This window comes from Skermanella stibiiresistens SB22 (assembly GCF_000576635.1).
Classification (GTDB): Bacteria; Pseudomonadota; Alphaproteobacteria; order Azospirillales; family Azospirillaceae; genus Skermanella; species Skermanella stibiiresistens.
Map to the genome: position 1 here is coordinate 1 of NZ_AVFL01000063.1, position 13,746 is coordinate 13,746.

Annotated in this window: 13 protein-coding genes and 1 pseudogene; 12 read left to right on the forward strand and 2 right to left on the reverse strand. The window is 65.1% G+C overall.

Translation table 11 applies throughout. From position 1 onward, the window contains the following. The 12 genes from N825_RS34580 to N825_RS34630 form a co-directional block, all read left to right on the forward strand. Window positions 1-645: IS5 family transposase (locus N825_RS34580; RefSeq protein ID WP_037461769.1), on the forward strand; the 645-nt coding region annotated here is incomplete at its 5' end. Window positions 646-868: 223 nt separating this feature from the next. Then, complete coding sequence (locus N825_RS34585) at window positions 869-1,621, forward strand: FadR/GntR family transcriptional regulator (protein ID WP_037461772.1); 753 nt, start codon at window positions 869-871, stop codon at window positions 1,619-1,621. Between the two features lie 60 nt (window positions 1,622-1,681). Beyond that, on the forward strand, window positions 1,682-2,584 hold the full coding sequence (kdgD, locus tag N825_RS34590; RefSeq protein ID WP_037461775.1) for a 5-dehydro-4-deoxyglucarate dehydratase: 903 nt from the start codon (window positions 1,682-1,684) through the stop codon (window positions 2,582-2,584). Between the two features lie 53 nt (window positions 2,585-2,637). Next, window positions 2,638-4,152 carry an ABC transporter substrate-binding protein gene (locus N825_RS34595; protein WP_051514155.1) on the forward strand — a complete coding sequence of 505 codons (1,515 nt, stop codon included), beginning with the start codon at window positions 2,638-2,640 and terminating at the stop codon, window positions 4,150-4,152. 41 nt (window positions 4,153-4,193) lie between these two features. Continuing rightward, window positions 4,194-5,117 (forward strand): ABC transporter permease, encoded by a 924-nt coding sequence (locus N825_RS34600; protein WP_037461777.1) that lies wholly within the window; start codon window positions 4,194-4,196, stop codon window positions 5,115-5,117. After that, window positions 5,114-6,049 carry an ABC transporter permease gene (locus N825_RS34605; protein ID WP_084165367.1) on the forward strand — a complete coding sequence of 312 codons (936 nt, stop codon included), beginning with the start codon at window positions 5,114-5,116 and terminating at the stop codon, window positions 6,047-6,049. Before N825_RS34600 ends, N825_RS34605 begins: the two co-directional genes overlap by 4 nt. Further along, window positions 6,046-7,713: an ABC transporter ATP-binding protein gene (locus N825_RS34610; RefSeq protein WP_037461779.1), complete on the forward strand. Its 1,668-nt coding sequence runs from the start codon at window positions 6,046-6,048 to the stop codon at window positions 7,711-7,713. The genes N825_RS34605 and N825_RS34610 overlap by 4 nt, the downstream gene beginning before the upstream one ends. A 22-nt stretch (window positions 7,714-7,735) precedes the next feature. Next, complete coding sequence (locus N825_RS34615; protein WP_037461780.1) at window positions 7,736-9,301, forward strand: aldehyde dehydrogenase (NADP(+)); 1,566 nt, start codon at window positions 7,736-7,738, stop codon at window positions 9,299-9,301. Between the two features lie 2 nt (window positions 9,302-9,303). Continuing rightward, entirely contained in the window at window positions 9,304-10,230 is a 927-nt protein-coding gene (locus tag N825_RS34620) for a dihydrodipicolinate synthase family protein (protein ID WP_037461783.1), read from the forward strand. 59 nt (window positions 10,231-10,289) lie between these two features. Continuing rightward, on the forward strand, window positions 10,290-11,813 hold the full coding sequence (locus N825_RS34625) for an ABC transporter substrate-binding protein (protein ID WP_037461795.1): 1,524 nt from the start codon (window positions 10,290-10,292) through the stop codon (window positions 11,811-11,813). Between the two features lie 3 nt (window positions 11,814-11,816). Further along, window positions 11,817-11,945 (forward strand): hypothetical protein, encoded by a 129-nt coding sequence (locus N825_RS40875; protein WP_281174403.1) that lies wholly within the window; start codon window positions 11,817-11,819, stop codon window positions 11,943-11,945. 40 nt (window positions 11,946-11,985) lie between these two features. Further along, the gene (locus N825_RS34630; RefSeq protein ID WP_037461786.1) at window positions 11,986-12,705 is read left to right on the forward strand and encodes a ribonuclease activity regulator RraA; all 720 of its coding nucleotides are present in this window, start codon (window positions 11,986-11,988) and stop codon (window positions 12,703-12,705) included. Between the two features lie 40 nt (window positions 12,706-12,745). Here N825_RS34630 and N825_RS37390 read toward each other — a convergent pair whose 3' ends face one another. Together N825_RS37390 and N825_RS34640 are read right to left on the reverse strand one after the other, a co-directional pair. After that, window positions 12,746-12,988: a DDE-type integrase/transposase/recombinase gene (locus tag N825_RS37390; protein ID WP_157619753.1), complete on the reverse strand. Its 243-nt coding sequence runs from the start codon at window positions 12,986-12,988 to the stop codon at window positions 12,746-12,748. A gap of 228 nt (window positions 12,989-13,216) precedes the next feature. Next, window positions 13,217-13,746, reverse strand: a pseudogene (locus tag N825_RS34640) (transposase); the annotation flags it as partial.

The window sequence follows — 13,746 nt, forward strand, 5'->3', positions numbered from 1 at the left end:
CGGCGAGCTCAGGCGCTGGAACTGCCGGCGCAGCCCCGCGCCACCGGTGGGGCGCTTCATCTGATGGTCGACGGTTCGGGACGGAAGCTGAGCGGCCCAGGCGAGTGGCTGGTCGAGAAACATGGCACCAGCAGGCGGCGCTCCTGGCGCAAACCCCACATCTGCTTTGACTCCATAACCGGCCGGATCGTCGCTTCCATCCTGACCGACCGCGACGTCGATGACGCCTCGCAGGTCGAACCCCCGCTCGACCAGATCGCCGAGCCGGTGGAGGTTTTCTCAGGGGACGGCGGCCACGACGGGACCAACGTTCACACTGCCTTGGACGAGCGGCATCCGGACGCGAAGGTGATCGTTCCACCGCGAGCCGATGCCGTGTTCAGCGCCTTGGTGGACACCGAGCCCACCCAGCGCGACCGCCACATTCAGGCGATCGCCGGGAAAGGGCGAATGGCCTGGCAACGCGATTACGGCTATAACCAAAGAGCCCGCGTCGAGGGCCAGTTCGCGCGCTGGAAGCAGGTCATTGGTGACGGACTGCGTTTCCACAGCGACGAGGCCCGGGCCACCGAGGTCGCCATCGCGGCCCAGGTCCTCAACCGAATGCTCGGCCGGGGGCGCCCGAACTCCGTCCGCGTCGCCTGATCAACCGCATGGCTTGGGGGCTCCCTTGCGCCTTCCTCCTCCATGCAACACGCTGACGCGCACGGCCAGCGGCTTCAGCAGGAAGGCGGTGCGACCTTCAAGACATATGATGAGATCATCGTAAGAAGATGTCGGCTTGCAGAGATATCATCATAGGAGTAGTCATTTTCGCACACGGCCGCGCGACGGCCGCCAATAAGGAAATGTTCGGGGATCCTGGGAAATGGCGATCATGGAACGGAGCGGAGCGCGCAGGACCCTCAGCTCCAAGGTGGTCGAGATACTCCGGCGCGAGATCGAGGACGGTGATTATGCCGTGGGCGACAAGCTGCCGGCGGAGCCGGTGCTGGTCGAGCGGTTCGGCTTCAGCCGCACCGTCATCCGGGAAGCGATCGCGGCGCTCCGGGCTGACGGACTGGTGGAATCCCGGCATGGCGTTGGCGTCTTCGTGCTGGGGTCGCGCCAGGCACCGGAAAGCCTGGAATTGTTCACCCAGGCGACTGACAAGATCTCCGACATCATCGAGGAACTGGAACTTCGGATCGGCATCGAAGTCGAGGCCGCAGGGCTGGCCGCACTTCGCAGTTCGCCGGCACAGGAGGCCGAAATACAGTCACGGCTGGAAGCTTTCGCCGAGTTGGTCGCCAAGGGCCTGTCGACCGATCAAGCCGATTTCGACTTCCACATGGCGATAGCGCAGGCCACCAACAATGGCCGCTTCAAGTCCTTCCTGGAGCAGATCGGCCGCCGGATCATCCCGCGCGTGAAGTTCCGCACCGCCATGGGGGGCGTCGATCCGCTGCCGAACCGCGACAAGATCCTGCTGGCGGAGCACACCGACATCGCTGAGGCGATCTGGGCGCGCGATCCGGAGCACGCGCGTGAAGCGATGCGCCGCCATCTGCTGGGCGGCATCAAGCGATACCGGGCGCTGACCCGCCCGAAGCGGCCGAAAGCAGCGATTGATAATGATTGACAGGCCTTTCTTAATCATCATATGAGTGAGGAAACAGTCATATGATGAGAAGGACGGCGCATGTCCCCCGAAGAGATCAAGGCCGCGGTTTCCTCCGGCCTCCTGTCGTTCCCGGTCACCCATTTCGACGCCGATCTGCGGCTCAACCTGGAAAGCTATCGCAGCCATGTCGAGTGGCTGTCGGGCTTCGGCGCCGCGGCGCTGTTCGCCGCCGGCGGGACGGGCGAGTTCTTCTCACTTACCCCGCGCGAGATCGGCGAGGTCACGCGCGCCGCCAAACAGTCCTCCGGCAACGTCCCGATCATCGCCGGCTGCGGCTATGGTACCGCGTTGGCGCGAGAGATCGCCACCGAGGCCGAGCAGGCCCATGCCGACGGGCTGCTGCTCCTGCCGCACTACCTGATTGGCGCGCCGCAGGAAGGCATCTACCAGCACGTCAAGGCGGTCTGCCAGTCCACCGGCCTTGGCGTCATCATCTACAACCGGGCCAATTCCGTCGTGAAAGCCGACACACTGGCCCGGCTGGCCGACGAGTGCCCCAATCTGATCGGGTTCAAGGACGGTACCGGCCAGATCGACGTGGTGCGCGAGATCACCGCCAAGCTAGGCGACCGCCTCTGCTATATCGGCGGCATGCCGACCCATGAACTCTACGCGGAAGCGTTCAACGCCGTTGGCGTCACGACCTACTCGTCCGCCGTGTTCAATTTCGTGCCGGAACTCGCGCAGCGATTCTACCGGGCCATGCGCGGTGACGACACGGCCGCGATGACCGCCATCCTCATCGATTTCTTCCTCCCGTTCGCGAAGCTGCGCGACCGGCAAGTCGGCTATCCCGTCTCCATCATCAAGGCTGGCGTCGAGCTTATCGGACGTCACCCAGGGCCGGTCCGTCCGCCGCTGACCAACCTGACGGACGAGGAAAAGGAAATGCTGCGCGGCCTGATCGGCAAGGCCGGCTGAGTTGCCCGAACCCGCTTCGAGCGGAAGACAACAAGACCAACTGGAGGAAACCAATGAGAAACAACGGCGCGTTTTCCACGATCGCCCTCGCGGCTCTGCTGGCGTCGACCGCGCTGCCCGCACTGGCCCAGGGCGGCGGCAAGGCCATCACCATCGTCCTGCCGGAGCAGCCCAGCAACCTGGAGCCATGCGGCAGCATCCTGACCGATGTCGGACAGGTCCTCAGCCAGAACATCACCGAGCCCCTGACCGTCATCAACCCGAAGGACGGGACGCCGCAGCCCAAGCTGGCGACCAAGTGGGAACGGGTCAACGACACGACTTGGCGTTTTCACCTTCGCGATGGCGTTAAGTTCCAGGACGGCAAGGAGTTCAACGCGGAGGCCGTCGCCTTCACGCTCAAGCGGATGACCGGCGGCGCCTTCACCTGCAACAATCTCGCGAAGTTCGGCAGCGCCAAGCTGACGGTGACGCCGGTCGACAGGCTGACCGTCGACATCAAGACCGAGAAGCCGGAGCCGATCCTGCCGGCGCTGCTGAGCGTCGCCATGATGGTCTCCCCCGCCACTCCGACCGACAAGGCGGTCAATGATCCCGTCGGCACCGGCCCCTACAAGCTCAATACCTTCACGCCGCAGACGGTCGTGCTCGACCGCTTCGACGGCTACTGGGGCAAGACGCCGGAGATTGGCAAGGCGACCTATGTCTGGCGCGGTGAGTCCTCGCTCCGGGCCGCGATGGTCCAGACCGGCGAGGCCCAGTTGACGCCCGCCATCGCGATCCAGGACGCGACCAATCCGGAAACCGATTTCTCCTACCTGAACTCGGAAACCACGGCGATCCGGATTGACACGGAACAGCCTCCCCTCAACGACGTCCGCGTCCGCAAGGCGCTCAACCTCGCCATCGACTGGCAGGGCATGGCGGAACTGTTCGGCGCCGATGTGCTGCGCGCATCGCAGATGGTGGTGCCCGGCATCAATGGCCATAACCCCGACCTCAAGCCCTGGGGCTACGATCCCGATCAGGCGGCGAAACTGCTGGCCGAGGCCAAGGCCGACGGCGTTCCAGTCGGGACGGCGATCAAGCTGATTGGCCGCAACGGGATCTACCCGAACGGCAACGAGGCGCTGGAAGCGATGATGACGATGTGGGAAGCCGTCGGCTTCGACATCGACCTCCAGATGCTGGACGTGGCGGACTGGACCCGCTACCTGCAAAAGCCCTTCCCGCAGGAGCGCGGCCCCAACCTGCTCCAGATCATGCACGACAACAACAAAGGCGACGCCGCCTTCACCGTGCCGATCTTCTATCAATCCAGCGGCCAGTACGCGACCTTCTCCGACCCGAAGGTCGATACCCTGATCGGCGAGGCGCTGAACGCCACCGACACCGCCCGGACCAAGGCGTTCCAGGAAATCCTCGCCGAGGTGCATGACAGGATCGCGGTCGATATCCCGATGTTCCACATGATCGGCTACACCCGCGTCGGGAAGGAATTGGACTGGCGTCCCAACCTGACCACCAACAGCGAGATCCCGCTGGCCGAAATCCGCCTGAGGAAGTGACAGCCATAATTGGAACCGGCCATTTCTGAAAGGGAAAACGGATGTTCGGCTATCTGGGAAAACGGGCCCTTCACAGCGTCGTTTCGGTCCTGGGATTGCTGGTCCTCGTCTTCTTCCTGACGCGGCTGACCGGCGACCCCTCATATCTCTTCCTGCCCCTCGACGCGACACCCCAGGCGCGTGAGGCGTTCTCGACGCTTCACGGCTTCGATCAGCCCCTCCACATCCAGTTCTTCAACTATCTCGGCGACCTCCTCCACCTGGATTTCGGGGAATCGCTGCGCCAGAACCGTTCGGCGATGGAAGTGGCGTTGGAAGCCTTTCCTCAGACGCTCAAATTGGCCGTATTGGCGATCTTCCTGGCGGGAGCGCTGGCGCTGGTGGTCGGATCGCTGGCGGCCGCCAAGCCCGGCAGCCTGTTCGACCGCTTCGCCAGCCTCGTGTCGCTGGCGGGCGCCAGCGCCCCGGACTTCTGGATCGCCATCGTCGGCATCCTGGTCTTCGCCGTCAGCCTGGACCTGCTGCCGACATCGGGGACCGGCTCGGCGGCGCACTGGATCATGCCGATCGGCGTCCTGATGCTGCGGCCCTTCGGACTGCTGGTGCAGGTGGTGCGCGGCACCATGATCGGCGCGCTGTCGTCGCCCTACGTCAAGACGGCGCGGGCGAAGGGCGTGCGACGGCAAAAGATCATCTTCAGCCACGCGCTCCGCAACTCTCTGCTGCCGGTCATCACGGTCGCGGGCGACCTCGCCACCAGCCTGGTCAACGGAGCGGTCGTCGTCGAATCGGTCTTCGGCTGGCCCGGCATCGGCAAGCTGATGATCGACGCCATCATCCAGCGCGACTTCGCGGTGGTGCAATCGACCGTGCTGGTCACGGCCTGCGCCATCTTCATCCTGAACATCGCGATCGACCTCCTCTACGCCGTGCTCGATCCGCGCATCCGGTATCAGACGTCATGACAGTGATCCCGACAGACCTGAAGGCGGGCGGGAAGGCGGAGCGCGAGCCCGGCAAGGCCCGCGCGCTGCTCGGCTACCTCGTTCACGACAAACTGGCGCTGATCTCCGCCATCTACCTGCTGATCCTGATCCTCGCCGCGATCTTCGGCCCGATGCTGGTCGGCGACATGGCGACCAAGCTGGGACTGCGCCAGCGCAACTTGGCGCCATTCTCGCTCGAACATGGTTGGCTCTATGCGCTGGGGGCCGACACGCTGGGCCGCAGCATCCTGGCGCGCTTGGTGGTCGGCGCGCAGAACACGCTGGGCATCGCGGCGGCCGCCGTGGTCACATCGATGCTGATTGGCGGCGCGCTCGGGCTGATCGCCGGTTACTCCAACCGCTGGTACTCCCAGGTGATCATGCGGCTGGCCGACATCATCATGAGCTTCCCGTCGCTGCTGCTGGCTCTGATCGTCCTTTACACGCTGGGTCCCAGCATCCTCAACCTGATCATCGTGCTGGCGATCACCCGCATCCCCATTTACCTGCGCACCACGCGGGCGGAGGTGCTGGAGCTGCGCGAGCGCATGTTCGTCAGCGCCGCCAAGGCGATGGGGGCAGGGTCGCTCCGCATCGTGCTGCGCCATATCGCACCGCTGGTGGCACCGACGCTGATCACCATCGCCGCCATCGACTTCGCGTCCGTCATCCTGGCGGAATCGGCGCTCAGCTTCCTCGGCCTCGGCATCCAGCCACCGCAGTTCACCTGGGGCGCCATGGTCGCGACCGGACGCGGATATCTCGCGAACGCGTGGTGGGTCGCCTTCTGGCCCGGCCTCGCCATCCTGCTGACCACGCTTTCCCTGAACCTCTTGTCGAGTTGGGCCAGGACGGTGGCCGATCCGCAGCAGCGGTGGCGGCTCCAGACCCTGCGGAGGGCTCCGCGATGACCGGCACGGCTGATCCAATCCTCGAGGTACGCGGGCTGACCGTGGACTTCCTGTCCGACCGCGATCCGGTCCGGGCCGTCAGCGGGGTCGATTTCCACGTCTCCCATGCGGAAACCCTCTGCATCCTGGGGGAAAGCGGCTCGGGCAAGAGCGTCAGCACCAGCGCCATCATGGGGCTGATCGATACCCCGCCGGGCGACATCGTCGCCGGCCGCATGTTCTTCGAGGGCCGCGATCTCGCGACCATGACGGAGGAGGAACGGCGCGACATCAATGGTCGGAAGATCGCGATGATCTTCCAGGACCCGCTGGCCCATCTCAACCCGGTCCACTCGATCGGCCGCCAGATCGCGGAGGTGTTCGAAACCCACGAGGTCGCCACCGGCGCGGACGCGAAGCGCCGCGTGGTCGACCTGCTCCGCCGCGTCGGCATCCCCGATCCGGAGCACAGGGTGGATCAGTATCCGCACCAGTTCTCCGGTGGACAGCGGCAGCGCGTGATGATCGCTATGGCCATCGCCTTGCAGCCCTCCGTCATCATCGCCGACGAACCGACCACCGCCCTCGACGTCAGCGTCCAGGCGCAGATCCTCGACCTTCTGCGCGACCTTCAGGCCGAATACGGCATGGCGCTGATCCTGATCACCCACGACCTGGAAGTCGCGGCCTCCATGGCGGACCGGGTCATGGTGATGAAGGGCGGCCAGATCGTGGAGCGGGGCGATGCCAGGAGCGTCTTCACCCGTCCCCAGCACGACTATACCCAAAAGCTGCTATCGGCCCTGCCCCACGCCGACGACACCGACAAGCACCGGCGGTCCGCGACAGGGGCGGGCGAGCCGATCCTGAAGGTCGAGAACATCGTCAAACGGTACGCGCTGAGCACCGGCCTGTTCGGCGCCGCCAAGCATGTCCACGCCGTCAACGACATCAGCTTCGAGGTCAACCGAGGCGAGACGGTCGGCATCGTCGGCGAGTCCGGTTCCGGCAAGTCCAGCGTCGCCCGTATCCTGCTTCGCCTGAACGAGCCGACATCGGGCCGTGCGCTCTACAAGGGCGACGACATCTTCCGCATGGATCAGCGGGAGCTGCTGAAGCTCCGGCGCAAGATGCAGATGGTGTTTCAGGACCCCTACGGCTCGATGAACCCCCGGATGGACGTGCGCTCGATCATCTCCGAACCACTCCGCATCCACCGCGACATCCTTCCCAAGGACCGATGGAACGACCGCGTCGTGGAACTTCTCGAGCTGGTTGGGTTGAAAGCCGAGCATGCCAAGCGCCACATACACCAATTCTCCGGTGGTCAGCGTCAGAGGATCGCCATCGCACGGGCGCTTGCCAGCGATCCGGAACTGATCGTCTGCGATGAGGCGGTGTCGGCGCTGGATGTTTCCATCCAGGCACAGGTGATCGATCTACTCGCCGATCTCAGGACCCGCTTGGGATTGTCTTATATCTTCATCACCCACGACCTGCCGATCGTCCGTCATTTCGCGGATCGGATCATCGTGATGAAGCAGGGCGAGATCGTGGAACAGGGCACTACGCAGGCAATCTTCACCACACCCCAGCACAGCTACACGCGTTCGCTGTTGAATGCGACACCGCATCCCAAATGGGAAACGGGTGCCGCCAGCCACCTGAGCGTTCGCATCTCATGAAACAGATTCAGGGAGATCCCTTATGCCGCTCACCGGTGAACTTCTGATCGGCCAATCGGCCCGCCGCGGTACGAACGGTGAAGTTTTTGGTTCCGACGCCGCATCCGGCGAAAAGCTGCGCCCCGGTTTCGGCGGCGCCACCCTCGACGACCTCGAACAAGCGGCCACCCTCGCGGCGTCCGCCTTCCGCCCCTATCGTGAAACCAGCCTGGAAGCCCGCGCCAAGTTCCTAGAGGCCATCGCCCAAAACATCCTCGACATCGGCGACGAGCTGATCGAGCGCTGCGTCAACGAAAGCGGTTTGCCGCGCGGCCGGATCGAGGGCGAGCGCGGCCGGACCGTCGGTCAGCTGCGGCTGTTCGCCAACGTCGTGCGCGATGGCGGCTTCATCGGCGCCCGGATCGACCCGGCGATGCCGGACCGCACACCCCTGCCCCGTCCCGACATTCGGCTTCGCCAGATCGGCGTCGGCCCAGTCGCGGTATTCGGCGCGTCCAACTTCCCGCTGGCCTTCTCGGTCGCGGGCGGCGACACCGCCTCCGCCCTAGCCGCCGGCTGCCCGGTGATCGTCAAGGCCCACTCCGCCCATCCCGGCACGTCGGAACTGGTCGGCCGCGCCGTCCAGCGCGCCGTCAAGGAATGCGGGATGCCGGAAGGCACGTTCTCACTGCTGTTCGACAGCGGCCGGTCGATCGGTCAGGGCCTCGTCGCCGATCACCGCATCAAGGCGGCGGGCTTCACTGGCTCCCGTGCCGGCGGCACCGCGCTGATGAAGATCGCGGCGGCCCGTCCGGAGCCGATCCCAGTCTATGCCGAGATGAGCTCGATCAACCCAGTCCTGTTGTTCCCCGGTGCGCTGGCCGCCCGCGGCGAAGCGATCGGCAAGGCCTTCGTCGGCGCGCTGACGCTGGGCGCCGGGCAGTTCTGCACCAATCCCGGCCTGATCCTGGCGGTCGATGGCGACGGCCTCGAGGGCTTCGTCGAGGGCGCCAAGGCGGCGCTCGCTTCCGCCCCCGCCGCGACCATGCTGACCCCCGGTATCCACAAGGCCTATTGCGAAGGCGTTTCCCGCCTGAAGTCGCATTCGCAGGTCCAGATGCTCGGCGAAGGCACCGTCGGTGAACGGTTCCAGGGGCAGGCCGCCCTGTTTGACACGACGGCCGGCGATTTCCTGAAGCATCCTGAACTCCAGGAGGAAGTGTTCGGTTCGTCCTCCCTGTTAGTCCGCTGCAAGGACGAGGACGAGCTTGGCAAGGTGCTCGACAAGCTGGAAGGCCAGTTGACCATCGCCCTTCATCTTGAGGCTTCGGACTTTGAGGCCGCCCGCCGGTTCATGCCGATCCTTGAGGAAAAGGCCGGCCGTGTCTTGGTCAACGGCTTCGGCACCGGCGTCGAGGTCGGTCACGCCATGGTACACGGCGGTCCGTATCCGGCGACCTCCGATGGCCGCACGACCTCGGTCGGCAGTCTGGCTATCACCCGCTTCCTGCGTCCGGTCTCGTACCAGGACGTGCCGGGCGATTTGCTGCCGCCGGCGCTGTCGGACGATAACCCGTTCGGCATCCAGCGGAAGATGGACGGCAGGTGAGCATGGGCGAGCATGACCTGAAGCGGACGTTGACGGGGATCTCGGGGATCCTCGTCACGCCGTTCGACAGCGACGACGAACTGGCGCCCAAGCTTCAAGCGCCGATCGTCGACCGCGCCATCGAGGCCGGCGTCCAGATCCTGGTCGCCAACGGCAATACCGGCGAGTTCTACGCCCTGACGACGGATGAGGCGCAGACGATGGTCCACGCCTCCGCCCGGCACATCGACGGGCGCGTCCCGCTGATCGCGGGCGTCGGCCGGGGCATCCGGAACGCCTGCCGTCTCGCCAAGGCGTCGGCGGAAGCCGGCGCCGACGCGCTGATGATCCACCAGCCGCCCGACCCCTTCGTGGCGCCGCGCGGCGTTGTCGAATACGTCAAGCGGGTGTCGGACGCGTCCGGTGGCCTGCCGCTGGTGATCTACCTGCGGAACGACGGGATCGGCGTCAAGGGCATCGTCGAACTCTGCGCGGTCGAGGGCGTCGTCGGCGTCAAATGGGCGACACCGAACCCATTGAAGCTGGCCGAAGCGATGGCGGCCTGTGATCCCGACATCGTCTGGGTCGGCGGTCTGGCGGAGGTCTGGGCGCCGCCGCTCTACGCCGTCGGCGCGCGCGGCTTCACGTCGGGCCTGATCAACGTCTGGCCGGAGCGGTCGGTGGCGATCCACGCGGCGCTGGAAGCCGGCGACTATGCCGAAGCCCGCCACCTGATCGCCGGCATGCGGGCGTTCGAGGACATCCGCGCGCAGGAGATGAACGGAACCAACGTGACCGGCGTCAAGGCCGCGTTGCGTCTGCTCGGCCACGACTGCGGCCGGACCCGTCCGCCCTCGGCTTGGCCGCTGACGGACACGCAGTCGAAGATGCTGGCCGAGTTCGTCGAGACGAACGGCCTGCAACGGCTCGGCCCGGCTGCGAACCGCTGAACCGAATCCCCTCGCCTCCCTCCGTGGGCGGCGAGGGCGAAAGCGAAAGGGGAGGAAAAATGCATAGCAAGGCACTTACCCGCTTAAGCGGATTAATAGCGCTATCAATCGCTGCGGTCGCTTCCGGAACGGCGCTCGCGGCCAACAAGGGCGAGATCACCGTCGTCCTGCCGGAGCAGCCGGCGAACCTGGAACCCTGCCGGTCGATCCGCAACGACATCGGCCGCATCATCAACATGAACATCACGGAAACGCTGACCGACATCCAGGCGGAGGAAGGCACCGTCACGCCCTTCCTGGCGACGAGTTGGGAGCAGGTGGACGACCTGACATGGCGGTTCAAGTTGCGCGACGGTGTCAAGTTCCAGGACGGTGCCGACTTCAACGCCGACGCGGTGGTCCATACGGTCAACCGCCTGATGAACAGGAACCTGACCTGCGACAGCCGCTCCAAGTTCGGCGACATCAAGCTGACGCCGAAAAACGTCGATGCCCATACGGTTGAGATCAAGTCCGACATTCCGATCCCGATCCTGCCGACGCTGATGGGCACCGTCCAGATCGTCTCGCCCAAGCTGCCGCTGGACAAGGAAACGAATGCCCCCGTCGGCACTGGCCCCTATAAACTCGACAGTGCGTCGCCGGAGCGGGTCGTCCTGACGTGGTTCGACGGCTACTGGGGCAAGCCGGCCAAGGTGAGGAAAACCACCTTCGTCTGGCGCCCTGAATCCGCGATCCGCGCCGCGATGGTGTCGACCGGGGAGGCCGACCTGACCCCGACCATCGCGGTCCAGGACGCCACCAACCCGGCCACCGATTTCGCCTATCTCAACTCCGAGACGACCCGCATGCGGATCGACGCGCAGATGCCGCCGCTGAACGACAGGCGGGTCCGGGAGGCGCTCAATCGTGCCATCGACTGGGACGCTCTCGGCAGTGCCCTGTTCGGCGACGACGTGATCCGGGCGTCGCAGATGGTCGCTCCAGGCGTGCGAGGGCACAACCCCGACATCAAGCCGTGGACCCACGATCCGCAGCGCGCCAAGCAGCTTCTCGCCGAAGCCCGCGAGGACGGAGTGCCGGTCGACAAGGAGATCAAGCTGATCGCCCGCAATGGCTTCTTCCCGAATTCCGCCGAATCGCTGGAAGCGATGATGGGCATGTGGGAGGAAGCCGGCTTCAACATGACCATGGTCCAGCTGGAAGCCGCCGACTGGGTCCGCTACCTGGACAAGCCGTTCCCGGCGGAACGCGGGCCGACGCTGTTCCAGCAGCAGCATGACAACAACACGGGCGATGCCGGGTTCACGGCGCCGGTGATGTACTCCAGCAATGGGCAGTACTCAACCATCGCGGACGCCGACATCGACAAGGTCATGCGGCAGGCGATGAGCGCCTCCGGCGACGAGAGGGCCAAGCTGTTCCAGACAGTCTTCGCCAAGGTCCATGACGACGTCATCGCCGACGTTCCGATGTACCACATGATCGGCTACACCCGCGTCGGCAAGCGCATCGAGGGTTGGCGCCCGACGCTGAAGACCAACAGCGAGATTCGGCTGTCGGAGGTCAACCTCAAGGATTGACCCTTGGGGTTCGAAGCATGCCTCCGGCCGCCGCGTCGGCTCGACTGGTTCCACACCGCCATGCGCCGGACGGGTCGGTACGCCAAGGGCTCGGCGCATCATGGTCCAGTGGAGGCGATGGTGGTGCGGTGACCGATGCCATGAAATTCCGCCAACATCCAGGATTCAGAACATGGCTACTTTAAGACCCCAAACCCGCGAGAAGCTGAAGACCGTCAGCACCGCGACCCTGGCCACAGCCCTGTTCAAGCTCGGGCTGCGCCATCAGATGATCCAGGACGTCCGACCGCTCAACCCCGCCAGCGCCACGATGGTCGGCGAGGCCTACACGTTGCGCTACATTCCGGCCCGCGAGGACCTGAACCCGATCAGCGTATTCCAGGATCGTGGCCATCCCCAGCGCAAGGCGGTGGAGGAGTGTCCGGAAGGCGCCGTCCTGGTGATCGACAGCCGCAAGGATCCCAGGGCGGCGTCGGCCGGATCGATCCTGATTTCCCGGCTGATGAGGCGTGGGGTCGCCGGCATCGTCACCGATGGCGGCTTCCGGGATTCGCGCGACATCGCGGCGCTCGATTTCGCCGCTTTCCACAATCGTCCGTCCGCCCCGACCAACCTCACCTTGCACCAGGCCATTGACATCAATGTGCCGATCGCCTGTGGCGACGCACCGGTCTTTCCCGGAGACGTGATCGTGGGCGACGCCGACGGCGTCATCGTGATGCCGGCCCATCTGGCGGATGGGATCGCGGACGAGGCCGTCGAGATGACGGCCTTCGAGGATTTCGTCACCGAGCGGGTGATGGCTGGACACTCGATCCTCGGCCTCTACCCGGCGACCGAGGAGCGGACGCGCGTCGACTTCGCCGAATGGCGGAAGACGAACAATCGTTGAGGATTGTCTCGATCAAGGTCCTCAAACCGGCGCGGTGGCGTTAGGCGGGCGTCGTCAAGTTGGCGACGGGTGGCTTCAGGTCCTTTTTCGCCACCGCGCCGAATTCGAGCTTACCGGTGACTATGACACGGGGTGTGCGACCCTGCTCTTTCAGGAGCTGGCGCTTGGCCATATTTTTGTAGCGCCAGCTCTGTACCAGCACGTCGAGCCAGAAGACCGCCCAATCAACTACTCGGCACAGGTAATGCTTCCGGCCACCGGTGGTGAGGACGACTTCATCCATGTGCCACTTGTCGTCCCGCGCCAAGCGACGGTCGCGGATCCCTTTGGCGATCTCCCGGCCAAACCTCAGGCCCCATTGAGCACGGCTTCATGGCTGAAGTCGATCCCGCGCACCGCCAGCATCTCCTCGACGATACGCAAGCTCAGCGGAAAACGAAGATAAAGGCGGACCGCATGACTTTGGTGCAGAAATGAAGGAGTGGGCGGATTTCGCCCCTTCCCGCAACGGTCAGGCGACCCGTCGGGATACCGGCATGCCGAGGCCGGTCATGTGTTGATGACCTTGCAGGCGACGGTGGCCTCGGTCTTCCGTGTCGGCGGAGTCCGGGCGTGGAGGCTGCGACCGATCACCTTTTTGTAGCGGAACATCGGCACCTCCGCCAAGGAGCGTTTTCCGTAGTTGACCGCTCGCTGCCATTCCAGTCGTCCACGCTCCCCGATCATCTCGACGTGTCGGTCACGCTGGGTCGGGGCGGTTTCAGCCGTGTCGCTCGGCACTGCGGTTGATCTGGGCGAAATGATCACCGCGGCGTCGGGCGTATGCGCAGCGACGGAGCGGTGGATTGGCTCTCCATCATATGCGCCATCAGCGAATACTGCGGAAATCGGGCTGTCGATCTGGTCGAGCAGCGAGCCGACCAGGGACGCGTCGCCGTCGTTTGTGGTGGTCAGCTCGGAGGCGAGGATCTCGCCGCTGTCGGGATGGATCGCCAGATGGAGCTTGCGCCAAGTCCGGCGCGGCTTGCCGCCATGCTTCTC

Bases quoted from the DNA above. Each gene is read 5' to 3' on its own strand.
- N825_RS34585 (WP_037461772.1), top strand. From the start codon at position 869: ATGGCGATCATGGAACGGAGCGGAGCGCGCAGGACCCTCAGCTCCAAG.
- kdgD (WP_037461775.1), top strand. From the start codon at position 1,682: ATGTCCCCCGAAGAGATCAAGGCCGCGGTTTCCTCCGGCCTCCTGTCG.
- N825_RS34595 (WP_051514155.1), top strand. From the start codon at position 2,638: ATGAGAAACAACGGCGCGTTTTCCACGATCGCCCTCGCGGCTCTGCTG.
- N825_RS34600 (WP_037461777.1), top strand. From the start codon at position 4,194: ATGTTCGGCTATCTGGGAAAACGGGCCCTTCACAGCGTCGTTTCGGTC.
- N825_RS34605 (WP_084165367.1), top strand. From the start codon at position 5,114: ATGACAGTGATCCCGACAGACCTGAAGGCGGGCGGGAAGGCGGAGCGC.
- N825_RS34610 (WP_037461779.1), top strand. From the start codon at position 6,046: ATGACCGGCACGGCTGATCCAATCCTCGAGGTACGCGGGCTGACCGTG.
- N825_RS34615 (WP_037461780.1), top strand. From the start codon at position 7,736: ATGCCGCTCACCGGTGAACTTCTGATCGGCCAATCGGCCCGCCGCGGT.
- N825_RS34620 (WP_037461783.1), top strand. From the start codon at position 9,304: ATGGGCGAGCATGACCTGAAGCGGACGTTGACGGGGATCTCGGGGATC.
- N825_RS34625 (WP_037461795.1), top strand. From the start codon at position 10,290: ATGCATAGCAAGGCACTTACCCGCTTAAGCGGATTAATAGCGCTATCA.
- N825_RS34630 (WP_037461786.1), top strand. From the start codon at position 11,986: ATGGCTACTTTAAGACCCCAAACCCGCGAGAAGCTGAAGACCGTCAGC.
- N825_RS37390 (WP_157619753.1), bottom strand. From the start codon at position 12,988: ATGGATGAAGTCGTCCTCACCACCGGTGGCCGGAAGCATTACCTGTGC.